This window comes from Thermodesulfobacteriota bacterium, assembly GCA_036397855.1.
Classification (GTDB): domain Bacteria; phylum Desulfobacterota_D; class UBA1144; order Nemesobacterales; family CSP1-2; genus DASWID01.
On sequence record DASWID010000159.1, the window covers coordinates 1 to 3,352 of the forward strand.

Annotated in this window: 2 protein-coding genes; one reads left to right on the forward strand and one right to left on the reverse strand. The window is 42.9% G+C overall.

Translation table 11 applies throughout. The features are described 5' to 3' along the window. The first annotated feature begins 32 nt into the window (after window positions 1-32). Window positions 33-1,733: an alpha-glucan family phosphorylase gene (gene glgP, locus VGA95_12590; protein ID HEX9667377.1), complete on the forward strand. Its 1,701-nt coding sequence runs from the start codon at window positions 33-35 to the stop codon at window positions 1,731-1,733. A gap of 266 nt (window positions 1,734-1,999) precedes the next feature. Here the strand turns inward: glgP and VGA95_12595 are convergent, their stop codons facing one another. Then, window positions 2,000-3,229 carry a glycosyltransferase gene (locus tag VGA95_12595; GenBank protein HEX9667378.1) on the reverse strand — a complete coding sequence of 410 codons (1,230 nt, stop codon included), beginning with the start codon at window positions 3,227-3,229 and terminating at the stop codon, window positions 2,000-2,002. Window positions 3,230-3,352: the final 123 nt, after the last annotated feature.

Here is a 3,352-nt window from a genome sequence, read left to right on the forward strand (position 1 = left end):
TTTGGGTCTTTTAAGTGTCATCGCAACCTGAGATGAACGATTATAAAGAAAAGAAGATAGCCTACTTTTCAATGGAGATAGGCATCGAGCCCTCCATTCCCACTTATAGCGGCGGCTTAGGTGTTTTGGCGGGTGATACGATTCGTTCCGCCGCTGACCTCAAAGTGCCGATGGTCGCTGTCACACTACTCCATCGCAAGGGATATTTCTATCAAAGGCTCGATTGGGATGGATGGCAAAGAGAGGAGCCAGTCGAATGGGTTGTTGAGGACTTTCTAAAAGAGGCCGCAAATAGGGTAACCATTAGTATTGAGGGAAGAACTGTACATCTCCGTTCTTGGAGGTATGAAGTTGTTGGAATTGGAGGTTTCACAGTGCCAGTCTATTTCCTTGATAGCGATCTTCCCGAAAATTCCGAAAGCGATAGGGTGTTAACTCATTATCTATACGGAGGTGATCAACGCTACCGTCTTTGCCAAGAGGTCATTCTCGGCATTGGAGGGGTGCGGATGCTACGCGCGCTTGGTTACAACAATATTGAGAGATTTCACATGAATGAGGGTCACGCTAGCTTATTAGCACTCGAGCTTCTTGACGAGGAGAGCATGCTCAAGGGAAATGATTCATTTACCCCAGAAGACATTGATTACGTTAAGAAGAAATGCGTCTTTACGACCCATACACCTGTCCAAGCGGGTCATGATCAATTTCCGATAGAATTGGTTAATAGCGTTATAAGTAGAAGAGAAATAAATGAAATGAAAGAAGTTTTCTGTTTTGAGGATTTTCTCAACATGACCTATCTCGCACTTAATTTGAGCCACTACGTCAATGGTGTCGCAAAAAGGCATGGGGAAATCTCAAGACATATGTTCGCAGGCTATACAATTGACGCAATTACAAACGGAGTTCACGCGCCAACGTGGGTTGCAAAACACTTCCAGGATCTTTTTGATAGACATATTCCAGGTTGGAGACAGGATAACTTTAGCCTCCGGTATGCACTGAGTATACCAAAACAGGAGTTATGGGCGGCGCATAAAAAAGCCAAAATGAAATTGATCGAGTACGTTAACAGGGAAACTAATACGGGAATGGACCAGGACTTCCTGACACTAGGCTTCGCCCGCAGGGCAACGCCATATAAGAGGGCCGATCTCATCTTCACCGATATCGAAAGATTGAAAAGCATTTCTTCAAACGCCGGGGCCATCCAGATAGTTTACGCTGGTAAGGCTCACCCGAAAGACACTGGCGGAAAGGAAATGATAAAGAAAATTTTTCAAATGAAAAACTTGCTACGACCTTACATCAAGATTGCCTATCTGGAAAATTACGACATAGAACTGGCCGGGATGATTACGTCCGGAGTTGACGTTTGGGTCAACACCCCTCAACCACCGCTTGAAGCTTCGGGAACAAGCGGTATGAAAGCGGCATTAAATGGTATACCAAGCCTAAGTATCCTCGACGGATGGTGGATCGAAGGCTGTATTGAAAATATTACGGGATGGTCTATCGGAGAAGACAGCAGGAAAACCATTACCGATACGGACCAATCGCTCGATGCTTCGTCTCTTTATGAAAAGCTTGAAAAGGTTATTATTCCACTTTTTTACAATGAGCGGGATCAGTTCATAGATGTAATGCGTCATTCCATCGCCCTGAACGGTTCCTTCTTTAACACACAGAGGATGCTCTTACAATATGTCCTCAGAGCATATTTCCTGTAGACTTATACTTTCCTATTCCATCTTGTAGCGGAAGGCTTTAACCTTCTAAATTCTTCGTTATGGCGACCTTTTCTTTCCCGCCATATTGGGATATGGATGGACACATGGCGGAAGAGCAAATCGATACAGTCTAGGAAAATCTAACAGCTCAGAATCATGCATTGGCAGCTATTCAACAATCTCCTCTAGAACTGGTGTCCAAGAGAGGAAATAATATGACCACACCTGTCTCAAATAGCACATTTTAAAAAATTAGAAAAAATAAATTATTTTTGAAAAGGAACTAATTCAAAATTGATCCTAAAAGACTTAAACAGATCAAGATATTGTTCGAGCAGTCGTGTCATCAAAAAATTCTTTCGAACAACCTCCTTGGCATTCTTACCCATTCGCTGTCTCAAACCCTTGTCATTTACCAACTGAACTATCCTTTCTGCCGCTTCTTCTACAGAAGACACAAGGAATCCGTTTACGCCATCTTTGATCTGATGACGGATTCCTCCGACGTTTCCTCCAATTACGGGCGTCCCTTTCCACATAGCCTCGGTGACGGTGAGACCAAAGCCCTCCCTAATCGATTTTTGAAGCACAACTGCGGCCCTTCGCTGAAGGGCATTAACAAGGGCCGAATCCTGATGCGAAAGAATAATTATTCTTTCTTCCTGCGATTTCAGTAATGACTCGTAGACTCTCTGACCTTCGGGGTCATCCGTGGCTGCATTGCCTAATAGCACCAATGTACAGTCAACTTCCTTCCTGGCCAGCTTGAATGCCTTGATTACACCCTCTGGGTCTTTCCATCTGTCAAACCGAGAGATTTGAACGACAAGCGGAAGGTCTGTAGGTATCTTGTAATGTTCAATGCGTTCATTTATCTCCCTATCTGTGAGCTCCTTATTCTTTATGGTAAAGGGATCTATAGCAGGCATGAAGAAAACCTGAGGCGTTTTGAGGTCTTTAGAGTATTCTTTTAAGCTAAATACCACAGCGTCATACTTTTCAATGTACGGAACCATGTAATTCCAAAGTGGCTTGTTTGGATTAGAGAGATCAACATGGCAGCGCCATATCCAAGGGCAAGTCTTCTTATAGTGACTTATCATGCCAAGGGGCTGAGGATCGTTGATGATTATAAAATCATGATGATCAAGGATATTTCTCACTGAGTTCTCATAAATAACCCTTTCGTATATTTCGATTTTCCTCTTGCTAAGATTGAGTTTCCCACCTTGCAGCGCATTATGCACCTTTTTTGTAATACTGAAGAAATCAGCAGATCCCTGTATCACTCTCCACTCACTTCTAACCCCTACACTATTAAGCAGCAAAGTAATGGATGACAACAGTTCTGCAACACCTCCACCATAATAGGTTGAATTCACGTGTGCCACATGAATTCCTTCTAGGGACTCGGCCTTTTTTCTGATGCGTTTGATTGTTTCCGAGTCCACAAACTTTTCATACTCTCCAATCTGTGTCAGCCTGTGGTGTATCATAACTAGCTATACCTTCCTCATGAATTTAATTAAACTTTGATAAAGCTTAAAATCCGGAATCTAATTAGACACTTTTGATAATCTATCTGCTGCTGCGCCACTATTTCTCATTGATTTTATCTA